Source organism: Streptomyces sp. NPDC092370 (genome assembly GCF_044755265.1).
Taxonomy (GTDB): domain Bacteria; phylum Actinomycetota; class Actinomycetes; order Streptomycetales; family Streptomycetaceae; genus Streptomyces.
Map to the genome: position 1 here is coordinate 398,932 of NZ_JBIVQO010000003.1, position 15,644 is coordinate 414,575.

General features: G+C 71.8%; 14 protein-coding genes and 1 tRNA gene. 12 read left to right on the forward strand and 3 right to left on the reverse strand.

From position 1 onward, the window contains the following. Positions 1–38: 38 nt before the first annotated feature. The 5 genes from moaC (at position 39) to ACIQHQ_RS13045 (ending at position 3,242) form a co-directional block, all read left to right on the forward strand. Positions 39–548 (forward strand): cyclic pyranopterin monophosphate synthase MoaC, encoded by a 510-nt coding sequence (gene moaC / locus ACIQHQ_RS13025; RefSeq protein WP_390987057.1) that lies wholly within the window; start codon positions 39–41, stop codon positions 546–548. Then, positions 545–1,045, forward strand: a complete 501-nt coding sequence (locus ACIQHQ_RS13030; protein ID WP_402611995.1) for a molybdenum cofactor biosynthesis protein B — start codon at positions 545–547, stop codon at positions 1,043–1,045. The genes moaC and ACIQHQ_RS13030 overlap by 4 nt, the downstream gene beginning before the upstream one ends. A gap of 23 nt (positions 1,046–1,068) precedes the next feature. Further along, entirely contained in the window at positions 1,069–1,689 is a 621-nt protein-coding gene (locus ACIQHQ_RS13035) for a GNAT family N-acetyltransferase (protein ID WP_402612180.1), read from the forward strand. 172 nt (positions 1,690–1,861) lie between these two features. After that, complete coding sequence (glpR, locus tag ACIQHQ_RS13040; protein WP_402611996.1) at positions 1,862–3,085, forward strand: gephyrin-like molybdotransferase receptor GlpR; 1,224 nt, start codon at positions 1,862–1,864, stop codon at positions 3,083–3,085. Positions 3,086–3,168: 83 nt separating this feature from the next. Then, a tRNA-Ala gene (locus tag ACIQHQ_RS13045) sits at positions 3,169–3,242 on the forward strand. Between the two features lie 208 nt (positions 3,243–3,450). Here the strand turns inward: ACIQHQ_RS13045 and ACIQHQ_RS13050 are convergent. After that, positions 3,451–3,927 (reverse strand): GNAT family N-acetyltransferase, encoded by a 477-nt coding sequence (locus tag ACIQHQ_RS13050; RefSeq protein WP_402611997.1) that lies wholly within the window; start codon positions 3,925–3,927, stop codon positions 3,451–3,453. A gap of 127 nt (positions 3,928–4,054) precedes the next feature. On the opposite strand from ACIQHQ_RS13050, the gene ACIQHQ_RS13055 reads away from it, so the two are divergent. Further along, a complete protein-coding gene (locus tag ACIQHQ_RS13055) occupies positions 4,055–4,858 on the forward strand; it encodes an exodeoxyribonuclease III (RefSeq protein WP_402611998.1) in 804 nt (267 codons plus the stop codon). On the opposite strand, the gene ACIQHQ_RS13060 is transcribed toward ACIQHQ_RS13055, so the two are convergent. Further along, the gene (locus ACIQHQ_RS13060) at positions 4,855–5,496 is read right to left on the reverse strand and encodes a MerR family transcriptional regulator (RefSeq protein WP_402611999.1); all 642 of its coding nucleotides are present in this window, start codon (positions 5,494–5,496) and stop codon (positions 4,855–4,857) included. The two genes, ACIQHQ_RS13055 and ACIQHQ_RS13060, sit on opposite strands and share 4 nt — an antisense overlap. 131 nt (positions 5,497–5,627) lie before the next feature. Between ACIQHQ_RS13060 and ACIQHQ_RS13065 the strand changes: the two genes are divergently transcribed. The 4 genes from ACIQHQ_RS13065 (at position 5,628) to ACIQHQ_RS13080 (ending at position 9,253) form a co-directional block, all read left to right on the forward strand. Continuing rightward, on the forward strand, positions 5,628–7,151 hold the full coding sequence (locus tag ACIQHQ_RS13065) for a flavin-containing monooxygenase (protein ID WP_402612000.1): 1,524 nt from the start codon (positions 5,628–5,630) through the stop codon (positions 7,149–7,151). Then, on the forward strand, positions 7,148–8,071 hold the full coding sequence (locus tag ACIQHQ_RS13070) for an alpha/beta fold hydrolase (RefSeq protein ID WP_402612001.1): 924 nt from the start codon (positions 7,148–7,150) through the stop codon (positions 8,069–8,071). Before ACIQHQ_RS13065 ends, ACIQHQ_RS13070 begins: the two co-directional genes overlap by 4 nt. Continuing rightward, complete coding sequence (locus ACIQHQ_RS13075) at positions 8,068–8,952, forward strand: SDR family oxidoreductase (protein WP_402612002.1); 885 nt, start codon at positions 8,068–8,070, stop codon at positions 8,950–8,952. Before ACIQHQ_RS13070 ends, ACIQHQ_RS13075 begins: the two co-directional genes overlap by 4 nt. 76 nt (positions 8,953–9,028) lie before the next feature. Then, the gene (locus ACIQHQ_RS13080; protein WP_390987035.1) at positions 9,029–9,253 is read left to right on the forward strand and encodes a hypothetical protein; all 225 of its coding nucleotides are present in this window, start codon (positions 9,029–9,031) and stop codon (positions 9,251–9,253) included. 76 nt (positions 9,254–9,329) lie between these two features. On the opposite strand, the gene ACIQHQ_RS13085 is transcribed toward ACIQHQ_RS13080, so the two are convergent. Beyond that, positions 9,330–12,575: a S41 family peptidase gene (locus tag ACIQHQ_RS13085; protein WP_402612003.1), complete on the reverse strand. Its 3,246-nt coding sequence runs from the start codon at positions 12,573–12,575 to the stop codon at positions 9,330–9,332. 154 nt (positions 12,576–12,729) lie between these two features. On the opposite strand from ACIQHQ_RS13085, the gene ACIQHQ_RS13090 reads away from it, so the two are divergent. Beyond that, positions 12,730–13,332, forward strand: a complete 603-nt coding sequence (locus ACIQHQ_RS13090) for a TetR/AcrR family transcriptional regulator (protein WP_402612004.1) — start codon at positions 12,730–12,732, stop codon at positions 13,330–13,332. Positions 13,333–13,428: 96 nt separating this feature from the next. Further along, positions 13,429–15,636: an MMPL family transporter gene (locus ACIQHQ_RS13095; RefSeq protein ID WP_402612005.1), complete on the forward strand. Its 2,208-nt coding sequence runs from the start codon at positions 13,429–13,431 to the stop codon at positions 15,634–15,636. The last annotated feature ends 8 nt before the right edge of the window (positions 15,637–15,644 follow it).

Genomic DNA, 15,644 nt, shown 5'->3' on the forward strand with positions numbered 1-15,644 from the left:
CGCACCGCGACGGGCCCGGACCGGGAGCGCCACACAGCATGAGCACGCAGGACCCACCCCCGCACGACGGCCGTACGCCGGATCGGCTGACGCACATCGACGAGGCGGGCGCCGCCCGCATGGTCGATGTGTCGGAGAAGGACGTGACCGCGCGCACCGCCCGCGCCAGTGGACGCGTTCTCGTCTCGCCCCGCGTGATCGAGTTGCTGCGCGGCGAGGGTGTCCCCAAGGGCGACGCCCTCGCGACCGCGCGGATCGCCGGGATCATGGGCGCCAAACGCACCCCCGATCTGATCCCGCTCTGCCACCCGTTGTCGGTGTCCGGTGTGAAACTGGACCTGTCGGTCGCGGACGACGCCGTGGAGATCCTGGCCACCGTGAAGACGACGGACCGCACGGGTGTCGAGATGGAGGCCCTCACCGCGGTCTCCGTCGCCGCGCTCACCGTGATCGACATGGTCAAGGCGGTCGACAAGGGAGCGGTCATCACGGACGTGCGGGTGGAGGAGAAGACGGGCGGCAAGTCGGGCGACTGGAGCCGGGCATGACCTATCGCGCTCTCGTCGTCACGGCGTCGAACCGGGCCGCCGCCGGGATCTACGAGGACAAGGGCGGCCCGCTGATCTCCGACGGCCTGAAGGGCTTCGGCTTCGAGGTCGACGGCCCCCAGGTCGTCCCCGACGGGGACCCGGTGGAGTCCGCCCTGCGCGCCGGGGTGGACGCCGGCTACGACGTCATCGTCACCACGGGCGGCACGGGCATCTCGCCCACCGACCGCACCCCCGAGGCCACCCGCCGCGTGATCGACCACGAGGTGCCGGGCATCGCCGAGGCCATCAGGGCGTTCGGCCGGCAGAAGGTGCCGACCGCGGCGCTTTCCCGGGGCCTGGCAGGAGTGGCGGGCGGGACGCTGATCGTGAATCTGCCCGGCTCCAGCGGCGGCGTGAAGGACGGCCTCGCCGTCCTGGAGCCGTTGCTCGTGCATGCCGTCGAACAGCTTCGGGGCGGCGATCACCCCAGACCCGGCAGCGGGGGTGCGAGCTGAACAGCCCATCCTGGCCCGTGGAGCTGGTGGACGGCGACATCGTCCTTCGGCCGATAAAGCTGCGCGACCAGCGGGCGTGGCGCGAGGTCAACCGGCGCAACCGCGACTGGCTGCGCCCCTGGGAGGCGACGATCCCGCCGCCCACGCCCGGTGGGCCGATGGCACACCGCCCGACCTTCCGCCAGATGGTCCGCCATCTGAGGTCGGAGGCGAACGCGGGCCGGATGCTGCCCTTCGTCATCGAGTACGAGGGGCGGCTGGTCGGGCAGTTGACGGTCGCCGGGATCACCTGGGGCTCGATGTGCTCGGGGCACGTCGGCTACTGGGTGGACGAGTCGGTGGCCGGCCGCGGGGTGATGCCGACGGCGGTGGCGCTCGCCGTGGACCACTGTTTCCGGGCTGTCGGGCTGCATCGCATCGAGGTGTGCATTCGCCCGGAGAACGGGCCCAGCCGCCGGGTCGTGGAAAAACTAGGATTCCGTGAGGAGGGCCTGCGGCCGCGCTATCTCCACATCGACGGGGCCTGGCGTGACCACCTCGTCTTCGCGCTCACGGCGGAAGAGGTCCCGGACGGGCTGCTGAGGCGCTGGCACCGGGCACGATCGCAGAGTAATCGGGGAATGCGGCACCACCCCGGAAATTGAATAAGTGTTCGAAATTGATCGGTCGGTGACCGTCTCGGGGCAATGAATTCCCGGCCTGGGCGGTCTGCTGATCGCATCGGTCACAAGAAAAGTTCGAAATATCAGCCAGATCGTGCGACACACCGGCTCAATTGGCAGATGGCCTCACGCAAACCCCTCTACGGTGTGAGGCGTGAGCAGCAGCGGCCTCATCTACGCAGTCATTGTCGGGGCCTGGGCCGCCTACTTGGTGCCGATGTGGCTCCGTAGGCAGGACGAGCTGAACGAGGCCCGTCCGACGGAACGCTTCAGCACCGCCATCCGGCTGCTGTCCGGACGGGCGGGGATGGAGCGCCGGTACGCCAAGGACCTGCGGGCCCGCTTCGCCGACGAGGGGGAGCAGGGCGCCGACGACCTGGACGCCGTCACCGACTCGGTGGACGTCCGGGCCTTCGCCGTGTCCAAGACCCGTCCGCAGACCCAGGCACCCCTGTCGTCGCCCGCCCCCGAGCAGTCGGCCCGCCCGACGGCGCCCGAACCCCCGGCCCGTCAGTCGCCCGCACCCCGCGCGGCGCGTACCGGGCGTCCCCGGGAGCGGGTCCCCGCCGCCCGGCGCGGCGCCTCGGCGCAGGCGGACCAGGCGGCCGCAGCGCGGGCCCGGCGCTCGAAGGTGCTCGCGCGCCGTCGGCGCACCACCATCATGCTGTTCCTCGCCTTCACCCTCGGCGCGATCGTCGCCGCGGTGGGGGGACTCGCGTTCCTGTGGGCGCCCGGCGTGCCCGCGGTCATGCTCAGCGTCTACATCGCGTACCTCCGCTCCCAGGAGCGGCGCCGCTTCACCTACCAGATGGACCGCCGCATGGCCGAGGCCGCGGCCCAGCGCCTGCGGGAGCGGCAGCGCCAGCCCCGCCGGCGTCCCGTCGCCGACGAGGAGATCGACGAACCGGAGGAGGGACCCGGGCCGGTGACCGACCCCGGTCTGTCGGCCCTGGCGGCGGACCGGCGCGCCCTCGTCGAGCAGACCGACCACGCGGAGTGGGTCGACCAGCAGCGCGAGCGGCAGCGGCGGCCCGGGCAGGGCGGCGACAGCTGGGAACCGGTGCCGGTGCCCCTGCCGACGTACGTGACGGCTCCGGTCGCCCCGCGGGCCACCAGCGACGTGGACCTCGGCGCCCCCGACACCTGGAGCTCGGCCCGGTCGAGCACCGTCGCCCCGAACGAGGACGACGACTCCGGCGCCGCCGACCACCCGGGTGAGCCGGACCACCCCGCCCAGGAGGACGCGGGCGACGGCGACGGCGACGGACGAACCGACGCCCGGAGGGCGGCCTCTGCCCGGCGGGCCCGGGAGCGCGGACGCACCCCCCTGTTCGATCAGTACGAAGACGGCGAGCGGCCCCGGGCCGCCAACGAATAGGGCCATGAAGCCGCAGGTGACCGGCCCTCGGGAACGGATTTCCAAGCAGGCCGATCGGGGTGCTAAAGTTTCACTCGTTGCAAGGGCCTGTGGCGCAGTCCGGTAGCGCACCTCGTTCGCATCGAGGGGGCCAGGGGTTCAAATCCCCTCAGGTCCACGCAGCTCAGAGCCCCGGTCGGGATTCCCGACCGGGGCTCTGACGTGTGTTCAACGGCACATGGGGCTTTCGCGGATCTTTTGCCCTGGTTCCGCCGTCTCGGCGCGGCGAGACCGGCTCGGTGACCGAGTGGTGGCGCGCCGGGACGGCGCTCCGGGTGACAAGGGCTCCGGGCGGGACTGCCGCTGAGCCCTTGTCAGCCGGTGAGTCAGAGCCGCTTCGCGAAACAGCGGCTCTCGTCATGGAAGCGGTAGTAGCCGAACTTGGCGCACGGCTCGTAGCCGCTGGACGTGTACAGGGCTATGGCCTCCGGCTGCTTGGTGCCGGTTTCCAGCACCATGCGGACGCGGCCCGCCGCGCGGGCGTCCTCCTCCAGGGCGGCCAGGATGCGGCGGGCGAGGCCCCGGCCCCGCATGCCGTCGATCACATACATGCGCTTGAGTTCGGCGTCGCCGTCGAGGTTGCCCTCGTCGTTGACGTCCTGGGCGCGCCAGCCGCCCGAGGCGACGGGGGTGCCGCGCTCGTCGTACGCGATCAGGTAGACGCCGCTCGGCGGGGCGAAGTCCGCGGCGGCCATGGGCGTGGCGTCGCCGTCGTCCCCGTAGCGGACGGCGTACTCGGCCTGGACCTGGTCGTTCAGCTTCATGGCGTCGGGGTGGTCGAAGGAGACCCGGCGGATGTGCATGGCCGCTACCGTATTCGATCCGGAACTGGACCTCGTCCAGAGTGCCGGTATCGTGCCGGGGTGCTCACTGTGACCTCCGACAACGGGTCCTGCCGATGGGGTCGCCTGTGATGTCGAGGAGAGTGTTGTGCTGACAGTGACCTCTGTGAATGTGAACGGGCTGCGTGCCGCCGCGAAGAAGGGTTTCGTGGAGTGGCTCGCACGGACCGAAGCCGACGTGCTGTGCCTGCAGGAGGTGCGCGCCGAGCCGGAGCAGCTGCCCGGGCATGTCCGGGAGCCCGAGGGGTGGCACGTGGTGCACGCGCCGGCCGCCGCCAAGGGGCGGGCCGGGGTGTCCCTGTACAGCCGCCGTGAGCCCGACCGGGTGCGGATCGGCTTCGGCTCCGCCGAGTTCGACGGCAGCGGGCGGTACGTCGAGGTGGACCTGCCGGGGGTCACCGTCGCCTCGCTGTATCTGCCCTCCGGCGAGGTCGGCACCGAGCGTCAGGACGAGAAGGAACGCTTCATGGGTGAGTTCCTCGCCCATCTGAAGGGGCTGCGGGAGCGTGCCGCCGCCGAGGGGCGCGAGGTGCTGGTCTGCGGTGACTGGAACATCGCCCACCAGCGGGCCGACCTGAGGAACTGGCGCGGCAACACCAAGAACTCGGGGTTCCTGCCCGAGGAGCGGGAGTGGCTCGGGCGGGTCCTCGACCCGGCCGACGGCGGATACGTGGACGTCGTACGCGCCCTGCACCCGGACACCGAGGGGCCGTACTCGTGGTGGTCGTACCGCGGGCGGGCCTTCGACAACGACACGGGATGGCGCATCGACTACCACGTGGCCACCCCGGGGCTCGCCGAGCGGGCGGTCAAGGGGTTCGTGGAGCGCGCCGCGACGCACGCGGAGCGGTGGTCCGACCATGCGCCGGTGACCGTCGTCTACGACCGTTAGGGCTTGTGCATCCTGCGGTCCAGCGCCAGGGACAGCTCCGCCTCCACCACGCTCCGTGCCAGGGGGCGCAGGCGGGGCAGGTCCTGCGCGGAGGCGTGCCGCAGGACCAGGTCCGCGAAGAGGCCGGCCAGGGCGTCGGCGTGGGACCGGACCTCCTTGGCCGCGCCGAGGACCTCCGCGAGGGGGATGCCCTCGCGGACCAGGGCCGCGGAGACGTCCAGGAGGCGGCGGCTGATGTGGACGATCTCCTCGCCGTCGGTGCCGAGGTAGCCGAGCTCCATCGCGGCGGCGAGGTTCTCGGGAGTGGCCTCGCCGGCGAAGTGGTCGGCGAGTTCCTCGGGGGTGAGGTGGACCGGCTCCTCCTCGGTGGGGCCGCCGACGCCGAGCAGTTCGCCGACGTCCCGGCCGTGGTCGAAGGCCTCGGCCAGTTCGGCGATGCCGCTGAGGGTGTGGCCGCGCTCCAGCAGGGCCGTGATCGTGCGCAGCCGGGCCAGGTGGTGATCGTCGTACCAGGCGATGCGGCCCTCGCGGCGGGGTGGCGGAATCAGTTTGCGTTCGCGGTAGAAACGCAGGGTGCGCACCGTGATCCCGGCGAGGCGGGCCAGCTCTTCCATGCGGTATTCACGCTTCTCGGCCACCTGGGCACCTTAAGGCGTACCGGGGGTAACTTTCCTGGCCACCCCCTACCCATCGGTACGCCGCTGCCCTACGCTCCCATTGCGCCAGTGTTCACTGGCATGGTTCTCGTGGTGTGTGTGGAGGTGTCGGCATGGGCGAGCGCGAACACGAGCATGTGCGGGTCGCGGTGGTCGGGTCCGGGTTCGGCGGGCTGGGGGCCGCCGTGCGGCTGCGCCGCGAAGGTGTCACCGACTTCGTCGTCCTGGAGCGGGCGAGCAGTGTCGGCGGCACCTGGCGGGACAACAGCTACCCGGGGTGCGCGTGCGATGTGCCGTCCCACCTGTACTCGTTCTCCTTCGCGCCCAACCCCGACTGGCCGCGCACCTTCTCGGGGCAGGAGCACATCCGCGCCTATCTGGAGCACGTGGCGGACGTGTTCCGGCTGCGGCCGCACATCCGCTTCGACTCGGAGGTGAAGCGGATGACCTGGAACAGCGAGCGGCTGTGCTGGGACATCGAGACCAGCAGCGGGAACCTGTCGGCGGACATGGTCGTGTCGGCCACCGGGCCCCTGTCCGACCCGAAGGTGCCGGACATCCCCGGGCTGGAGTCCTTCCCCGGCCAGGTGTTCCACTCCGCCCGCTGGGACCACGACTACGACCTGCGCGGCAAGCGCGTCGCCATGGTGGGCACCGGCGCCTCGGCCATCCAGATCGTGCCGGCCATCCAGCCCGACGTCTCCCGGCTCACCCTCTTCCAGCGCACCCCGCCATGGGTGATGCCCCGCATGGACCGGGCCATCAGCGGCGCCGAGCGGTGGCTCCACCGGCAGCTGCCCTTCACCTCGCAGGTCAGGCGTGGACTGCTGTGGGGCATCCGGGAGTTGCAGGTCCAGGCGTTCACCAAACGCCCGAACGAGCTCGGCTTCGTCGAGCAGCTGGCCCGGCGCAACATGGCCCGCGCCATCAAGGACCCGGCCCTGCGGGCGAAGCTCACCCCGGACTACCGCATCGGCTGCAAGCGGATCCTGCTGTCCAGCGAGTACTACCCGGCGATCGCGCAGCCCAACGTGGACGTCGTCGCGAGCGGTCTGGCCGAGGTGCGCGGCTCCACCCTGGTGGCCGCCGACGGCAGTGAGGCCGAGGTCGACGCGATCGTCTTCGGCACCGGCTTCCACGTCACCGACATGCCCATCGCCGAACGGGTCGTGGGCGCCGACGGGCGGACCCTTGCCGAGACCTGGAAGGGCGGCATGGAGGCGCTGCGCGGCGCCTCGGCGGCCGGCTTCCCCAACTGGATGACGGTCATCGGGCCCAACACCGGCCTCGGGAACTCCTCGATGATCCTCATGATCGAGTCCCAGCTGAACTACCTCGCCGACTACCTCCGCCAACTCGACGTCCTCGGCGGCCGGGTCGCCCTGGACGCCCGCCCCGACGCCGTGCGCACCTGGAACCACCGGGTGCAGGAGCGCATGAAGCGCACCGTGTGGAACACCGGCGGCTGCACCAGCTGGTACCTCGACGCGAGCGGTCGCAACACCACCATCTGGCCGGGGACGACGGCCGAGTTCCGGCGGGCGACGCGACGGGTGGACCTCGCCGAGTACGACGTCCTGCGGGCGCCCGCGACGCGACAGGCCGACGCGGCGCAGAAGGCGGAGGTGGACGCGTGAGCCGCCTCCTGGCCGTCGACTCCGGCCCCTACGCCCCGCCCGCCCCGGCGCGCGAGCTGACCGCCGTCTCCGCCGACGGTGCCCGGCTGCACGTCGAGATCCACGGGCCCGAGTTCGGCCCCGCCGTCGTCCTCGCCCACGGCTGGACGTGCTCCACCGCCTTCTGGGCGGCGCAGATCCGCGACCTGGCCGTCGACCACCGGGTCATCGCCTACGACCAACGTGGCCACGGGCGCAGCCCCGCGAGCCCGGCGTGCAGCGCCGACGCGCTCGCCGACGATCTGGAAGCCGTCCTCGAAGCCACCCTCGCGCCTGGTGAACAGGCCGTGATCACCGGGCACTCCATGGGCGGGATGACCGTGATGGCGGCCTCGGGGAGAGCCGCCTTCCGTGCGCACGCGGCCGCCGTCCTGCTGTGCAGCACGGGCAGTTCGCAGCTGGTCGCGGCCGCCACCGTCGTCCCCCTGCGGGCCGGGCGGGTGCGGACCTGGCTGACCCGGCGGATCCTCGGCTCCCGCGCCCCGCTCGGGCCGGTCACGCCGCTCGCCCGCCGCGTCCTCAAGTACGGCACGATGGGACCCGGTTCGGCTCCGCACATGATCGAGGCGTGCGCCCGGATCGTGCACGCCTGCCCCCGCACGGTCCGCCACTCCTGGTCGCAGGTGCTGGATCTGCTCGATCTCGACCACGGCGTGCGGGAACTGGACCTGCCCACGGCCGTGATCGTCGGTGGGGCGGACCGGCTGACGCCGCCGGTGCATGCCCGGGCCCTGTGCGAAGCGCTGCCGCGGTGCACCGGTTTCACCGAGCTGTCCGGCATCGGCCACATGACGCCGATCGAGGCGCCCGAGCAGGTCACCGCGAAGATACGCGAGCTCGTCACCACACACATCCAGGTCGTATCCGAGGAGAGCGCATGAGCAGGGTGAGCCTCGAAGGCAAGGTCGCCGTGGTGACCGGGGCGGCGCGCGGCGTCGGGGAGTTGCTGGCCCGCAAGCTCTCCGCGCGCGGAGTGAGGGTGGCGCTGGTCGGCCTGGAACCGGACGCGCTGAAGCAGGTCTCCGCGCGGCTGCACAGCGACAGCGACCACTGGCACGCCGACGTCACCGACCACGAGGCGATGGCCCGTGTCGCGGCCGAGGTCAAGGAACGCTTCGGCCGGGTCGACATCGTCGTCGCCAACGCCGGTGTCGCCACCGGCGGGCCGTTCGCCGACTCCGACCCGGAGTCCTGGCGGCGGGTGATCGAGGTCAACCTGATCGGCTCGGCGGTGACCGCCCGCGCCTTCCTGCCGCTGCTGACGGAGAGCCGGGGCTATCTGCTCCAGATCGCCTCCCTCGCCGCGATCACCCCGGCGCCGATGATGACCGCGTACTGCGCGTCCAAGTCGGGTGTGGAGGCGTACGCGCACAGCCTGCGTGCCGAGGTCGGGCACCGGGGTGTGAAGGTGGGGGTCGGGTATCTGTCGTGGACCGACACCGACATGGTGCGCGGGGCCGACCAGGACGACGTCATGCGGGAGTTGAGGCAGCGGCTGCCCTGGCCGTCCAACAAGACCTACCCGCTCGGTCCTGCCGTGGACCGGCTGGTGGAGGGGATCGAACGCCGGTCGAGCCATGTGTACGGGCAGTGGTGGCTGCGCGGGATGCAGGGCGTGCGCGGTTATCTGCCCGCGGTCATCGGGACGGTGGGGCAGCGCGAGATGCGGCGCTTCTCCGACCGCCTGACCGGCATGCGCACGGGCCTGGTCGGGGCCGGTGGAGCGGCCGACGAGCAGCAGCGGAACACGCTCCGTAACTGATCGACATGCGCAGCGTCACGGCCCGTGTGAATCTGATCGAGCCAGATCCCCTCACCCCCAACGGGAGTGAACCCACATGGGTATGAAGGACCAGTTCCAGGAGAAGTCCGAGCAGTGGCAGAACCAGGCTCGCCAGAAGGCGGACCAGGCTCGCGAGCAGGTGCAGGGCCGCGGTCGCCGGCGCGACGAGGACATGGACCCCTCGCAGCCGCAGCGTGACCGTGACCGTGAGCGCTCGCAGCCGCAGCGCGAGCGTGAGCGCGAGCAGGAGGACCGCTTCGACCAGGACTTCGACGCCTGACGATGCGTGCTGAGGCAAGGGGTGCCCCCGAGCGGGGCGCCCCTTTCCCCTGTGTGTCCCGCCCCGGCCCGGGAGTTCACGTCCTGGGCGGCAGCTTCGGGCGGGAGCGGTCCGGTACGTCGCTGTAGGTCGGCGGCGTCGCCGGCGGGTTGGTCTCCAGCAGCCCGAGCGCCAGTTCCACCGCGTCGCTCAGCTGGGCGTGCCGCCCCTCGGCCCAGTCCAGCGGGGTGCGCAGGACGTCGATGTCGGGGGCGACGCCCTTGTTCTCCACCGACCAGCCGTAGGCGTCGAACCAGGCCGCGTTCATCGGCACCGTGATCACCGTGCCGTCGCCCAGCTCGTGGCGGCCGGTCATGCCGACCACACCGCCCCAGGTGCGCTGCCCCACGACCGGGCCGAGCTTCAGCAGCTTGAACGCGGCGGTGATCATGTCGCCGTCCGAGGAGGTCGCCTCGTCCGCCAGGGCCACCACCGGGCCCCGCGGCGCGTTCGAGGTGTACGACACCGCCTGGGCGTCGCGGGTCAGGTCCCAGCCGAGGATGGTCCGGCTCAGCGTCTCGACGACCAGCTCGCTGATGTGACCGCCCGCGTTGCCGCGCACGTCCACGATCAGCGCCGGGCGGGACACCTCCATGCGCAGGTCGCGGTTGAACTGCGCCCAGCCCGAGCCGCCCATGTCCGGGATGTGCAGGTAGCCGCAGCGTCCGCCGCTCAACTCGCGCACCACCGCACGGCGTTTGGCCACCCAGTCCTGGTAGCGCAGCGGCCGCTCGTCGACGAGCGGGACGACGGCGACCCGCCGGGGCGGACCCTCGCCCTGTGCGGGGCGGAAGGTCAGCTCCACCGTCGTACCGCCCGCACCGGCCAGCAGCGGATACGGGCCCGCCTCCGGATCCACCGGGCGGCCGTCGACATGGGTGAGGAGCGCGCCCTCCCGGACGCCGGTGCCCGCCAGCGGGGAGCGGGCCTTGGAGTCGGAGGAGTCACCGGGCAGGATCCGTCTGACCGCCCAGCCGCCGTCCCGGCGTACGAAGTTGGCGCCCAGCAGGCCCTGCCGGCGCTGGTAGTGCGGCGGGCCCTCGTTGCGCCGGGCGGCGGTGACATAGGCGTGGGAGGTGCCGAGCTCGCCGAGCACCTCGCGCAGCAGGTCGGCGAACTCGTCGGGGGAGGCGACCCGTTCGACCAGCGGGCGGTACTGGTCCAGTACGCCGTCCCAGTCGATGCCGCACATGCCCGGGTCCCAGAAGTAGGCCCGGATCAGCCGCCCGGCCTCCTCGTACGACTGCCGCCACTCCGCCGCCGGGTCGGCCACGTGCAGGATGCGCCGCACGTCGATCCACACGGTGGAGTCGCTGTCGCCCTGTTCGTTGGCCGGTACCGCGCGCAGCTCGCCCTCGTCGACGATCACCAGCCGGGTGCCGTCGCCGCTGACCGCGAACCAGTCGAGGTGCTGGGCGAGTTCGGCCTTCTTGGCCTTGGTGATGCCGAAGTGCTCCAGGGTCGGCCGGCCGCTGGTGTCGTCCGGGTTGGCGAACGTCTCGCCGAGCGCGCCCGAGATCGGCCAGCGCAGCCACACCAGCCCGCCGCCCGCCACCGGGTACAGCGCCGAGTACTTGGAGGCGGCCACCGGGAACGGCGTGACCCGGCTCTCCAGCCCCTCGACCTCGACGGTCACGGCCCCGCTGTCCCCGTTGTCGTCGTCCTCCACCGGATCGAGGCCCCCGGCGGCCGGGCGGCCCTCCGGGTTCACCGCGAACGGGGAGGGCGTCGCGGAGGACAGCGGCACCAGGTACGGGCGGCAGCCCAGCGGGAAGGACAGGTCACCGGTGTGCACGTCGTAGACCGGGTCGAAACCGCGCCAGGACAGGAAGGCGAGGTAGCGGCCGTCGCGGGTGAAGACCGGGTTCTCGTCCTCGAAGCGGCCGTTGGTGACGTCGACGATGAGCCGCTCCCCGTCCTGTGTCCCGGTCAGCCGGGCCATCTTGATCTGGCGCAGGGTCCGCCCGATGCCCGGGTGCGACCAGGTGAGCCACGCCCCGTCCGGCGAGAACGCGAGGTCGCGCACGGGCCCGTTGACCGACCGGATCAACTCGGTGACCTCGCCGTCGGATTCCTCCGTGACGTCGAGGAGGAGGAGCCGGCCGTCGTGCGAGGCGACCGCCAGCCGCTCGCCCTCCGGGTCCGAGACCAGCTCGTGCACCCGGCCCAGCGCACCGGGGGCCAGACGCCGGGGCTCACGGTCGCCGCTCACCCGGGGCAGGGAGGCGATCTCGACGGCGTCCTCGCCCTCGGCGTCCGTCACATACGCCACCCGCCCGCTGCCGCCGAGCATCTCCGGCAGCCGCACCCGGACGCCCGGGGTGTCGGTGAGGGTGCGGGCCGGGCCGTCCCGGTGGGTCAGCCAGTACAGGCTGCCGCGCACGACGACCGCGCCGGCCCGCCCGGTCTCGTCGACCGAGAGCCCGTCGACGTGCCGGGACGCGGCCACCTGATAGGGACGCCGCCCCGCGCGCGGCCCGCTCAGCCGTACGTCCAGCCGGCGCGGCTCGGAGTGTGGGGACAGGTCGTCGACCAGCCACAGGTCGCCCCCGCACTGGTACACCACCCGGGTGCCGTCGCTCGCGGCGTGCCGGGCGTAGAAGGCGTCGTGGTCGGTGTGCCGGCGCAGGCCGGAGCCGTCGTAGGCGCAGGAGTAGAGGTTGCCGACGCCCTCGTGGTCGGAGAGGAACGCGATGCGGCCGCCGACGAACATGGGGGAGTGCAGATGGCCGCCCAGGCCTTCCAGCAGCCGTTCGCCGTGCAGCCAGAGCCGGCCCGTGGCGCCGCCGCGGTAGCGCTTCCAGGAGGCCGGTTCATGCGGCGGGGTGCCGGTCAGGAGCAGGGACCTGCGCTCCCCGTCCACGTCGGCGACCTGGATGTCGGAGACCGGCCCCCAGGGCAGTTTGCGGCCCGGGTCGCCGCCGGGAGAGACCTTGTAGGCCCAGGTGTAGAACGAGAAGGGCTCGCCGTGCGAGGCCACCGCCAGGATCTCCCCCTCCGGGGTCCAGCCGCAGACCCGGGTGTCGGCGCTGCCCCAGTGGCTCACCTGGCGGCCCGGGCCGCCGTCCACCGGGACGACGTGGACCTCGGGCACCAGGGTGCGCCAGCTGGTCCAGGCGAGGTGGCGGCCGTCGGGCGAGAAGCGCGGGTGGCCCGCCTTGGTGCGGTCGACGGTGAGCCGCCAGGCCCGGCCGGGGGCGTCGAGCGGGGCGAGCCAGAGGTCGTCCTCGGCCACGAAGCACAGCAGGTCGTCATGGAGGTGCGGCAGACGCAGATAGGTCACCACCTCATGCTTTGCCGGGGGACGTACCGGGGCAACTCAGCCCACATGTGCGACCGTGACCCAGCACATGTACGAAACGGTTTCGTTTTCTTCGGGGCTGCGCTATCTTCGTCACGTACGACACCGTGTCGTACGGAGCAGGAAGGTGGAAGAGATGGCTGAGGTCGCCGCCGCGCGTCGCAGTCGGATCACCCCCGAGCGTGAGGCCGAGCTCTACGCGGCCGTGCTCGACCTGCTCCGCGAAGTCGGCTACGACGCCCTCACCATGGACGCCGTGGCCGCGCGCACCCGCTCCAGCAAGGCCACCCTCTACCGCCAGTGGGGCGGCAAGGCCCAGCTGGTCGTCAAGGCGCTCCGGCACATCAAGCCGGTGAAGAACCTCGACGAGATCGACACCGGCTCGCTGCGCGGCGACTTCCACGCCCTCATGGCGCGTGCGGACGACGCCGAGATGGAGCAGAACGGCGCGCTGATGCGCGGCCTGGCCACGGCGATGCACGCCAACCCGGACCTCCACAGCGAGTTCAGGAGCCAGATCATCGAGCCGGAGATCGCGGACTCGCGCCGTCTCCTCCAGCGTGCCGTCGACCGGGGCGAGGTCCGTCCGGACTGCCCCGCGCTGGAGTTCGTGGTGCACATGATGCTCGGCGCCTTCGTCACCTGCTCGGTCCTCGAGGACAAGCCGCCGACGACGGCCTTCCTCACCTCGTACATCGACGCCGTGGTTCTCCCCGCCCTCGGCGTGCCCACCGAGTAGTCCCCCAGCAAGCCCCCTACCTGACGTCTCCGCTCACGTCGTCGGGCTGATCACCCCTGCCCTGAAGACCCCACGACTGACCGGGAGTACGCCCTCGTGGCCACATTCCTCTACACACTCGGCCGGCTCTCGTTCCGGCGGCGGCACGTCGTCGCCCTGATATGGGTGGTCCTGCTGACCCTCGCGGGTGCCGGCGCGGCCGGCGCCCCCGCCGCGGGCAACAGCTCGTTCTCCATCCCCGGCACCGAGGCCCAGAAGGCCTTCGACCTGCTGGAGCAGCGCTTCCCCGGCACCAGTGCCGACGGCGCCACCGCACGCGTCGTCTTCAAGGCGCCGAGCGGCGAGAAGATGACCGACCCCGGCAACAGGGCGACGGTCCAGGACACGGTGAAGGAGCTGTCCGTCGGCTCCGAGGTCGTCCGCGTCACCGACCCGTACCGGGCGAAGGCCGTCAGCGAGGACGGCACCATCGCCTACGCGCAGGTGTCGTACAAGGTCTCCGGCATGGAGCTGGACGACGCCGCCAAGGACGCCCTCAAGGACAGCGCGCACGACGCGCGGAAGGCCGGGCTGACCGTCGAGATCGGCGGTGACGCCCTCCAGGCCGTTCCGCACACCGGCTCCAGCGAGATCATCGGCATCGCGGTCGCCGCGGTCGTCCTGGTCATCACCTTCGGCTCGCTCGTCACGGCCGGACTGCCGCTGCTGACGGCGCTCATCGGCGTCGGCATCGGCGTCTTCGCGATCACGGGTCTGGCCAGTGCGCTGGACCTGGGCACGACCACGTCCACCCTCGCGATGATGATCGGCCTGGCCGTCGGCATCGACTACGCGCTGTTCATCGTCTCCCGCTACCGCGCCGAACTGGCCGAGGGCCGCGAGCGCGAGGAAGCGGCGGGCCGGGCCGTCGGCACGGCGGGCTCCGCGGTGGTCTTCGCCGGTCTGACCGTGGTGATCGCGCTGGTCGGCCTGTCCGTCGTCAACATCCCGATGCTGACGAAGATGGGCATCGCGGCGGCCGGAACGGTGGCCATCGCGGTGCTCATCGCCCTGACGATGATCCCCGCACTGCTCGGATACGCCGGCCGGAAGGTCAGGCCGATGGGGGAGAAGGGCAAGCGCCTCGGCCGGGCGAAGAAGCAGGACAAGCCGGCCAAGCCGAATCTGGGCACCCGCTGGGCGAGCTTCGTCGTGCGCCGCCCGCTCGCGGTCCTGCTCCTCGGCGTCATCGGCCTCGGCGCGGCGGCCGTGCCCGCGACCTCCCTCGAACTGGGCCTGCCCGACGACGGCTCCCAGCCCGTCTCCACCACCCAGCGCCGCGCCTACGACCTGCTGTCCGAGGGCTTCGGGCCGGGCTTCAACGGCCCGCTGATGGTCGTCGTCGACGCGAAGGACAGCGCCGACCCCAAGGCGGTCTTCGCCGAGACCCGCGACGAGATCAAGGGCCTGAAGGACGTCGTGACGGTCACGCCGGCGCAGCCCAACAAGGCCGGTGACACCGCCACCATCACCGTGATCCCCGGCTCCAAGCCGTCCTCCGTCACGACGGAGGACCTGGTGCACGGCATCCGGGACGCGGGCGCGGGCATCAAGACCGACACCGACGCCAACGTCCTGGTCACCGGCAGCACGGCGATGAACATCGACGTCAGCGAGAAGCTCGACGACGCGCTGGTGCCGTACCTGGTGCTGGTCGTCGGTCTGGCCTTCCTCCTGCTGATCGTGGTCTTCCGCTCGATCCTGGTCCCGCTGAAGGCGGCCCTCGGCTTCCTGCTGTCGGTGATGGCGGCCCTCGGCGCGGTCGTCGCGGTCTTCCAGTGGGGCTGGCTGTCGGACCTGATGGGCGTGGAGCAGACCGGACCGGTCATGTCGATGATGCCGATCTTCATGGTCGGCGTGGTCTTCGGCCTGGCGATGGACTACGAGGTTTTCCTCGTGACCCGGATGCGCGAGGCCTACGTCCACGGGGAGAAGCCGGCCCAGGCCGTGGTCACCGGCTTCCGGCACGGCGCTCGGGTCGTCACCGCCGCCGCGGTGATCATGATGGCCGTCTTCGCCGGCTTCATCGGCTCGTCCGAGTCCATGGTCAAGATGATCGGCTTCGGCCTCGCGATCGCCGTGTTCTTCGACGCGTTCGTCGTCCGCATGGCCGTCGTCCCGGCCGTCCTGGCCCTCCTCGGCCGCACGGCCTGGTGGCTGCCCAGGTGGCTCGACCGCGCGCTGCCCAACGTGGACGTGGAGGGCGAGGGGCTGCGTACCGCCCCCGGCGACGACGACGGCGACAGGGAACTGGTCCGCGTCTGACCGCTCGT